The organism is Desulfothermus okinawensis JCM 13304, from assembly GCF_054654515.1.
The window spans coordinates 1-223 of sequence record NZ_BAAIEW010000111.1 but is presented as its reverse complement, the minus strand read 5'-3'; the positions used below and the strand labels follow the sequence as shown (position 1 = coordinate 223).

Below are 223 nucleotides of genomic sequence, written 5' to 3'. Positions count from 1 at the left end.
TATAAACGACCTTTTGATGAGATCTGGCGACCTCCCGAAGGCCCTGGGGGAGGGTTATAGTTAAGAGGAAATAATGGGTAGGGAGAAGTCTTTCCATCTGTTTTTGTAGCCATTGATCCGATTTACTCTGCTGGCATGTTGGACAATGCCGGTTTCCGCAGCAACAGGGAATGGACTGTACAGTTCCACAGTGATGACAGGCATAAAGAATGGTTCCGAAAAG

At 47.1% G+C, this 223-nt stretch carries 1 protein-coding gene; it reads right to left on the bottom strand.

Going from position 1 to position 223, the window contains the following annotated elements; translation table 11 throughout:
• Positions 1 to 211: transposase zinc-binding domain-containing protein (locus tag ACYQ0O_RS13260; RefSeq protein ID WP_459893833.1), on the bottom strand; the 211-nt coding region annotated here is incomplete at its 3' end.
• Between the last annotated feature and the right edge of the window lie 12 nt (positions 212 to 223).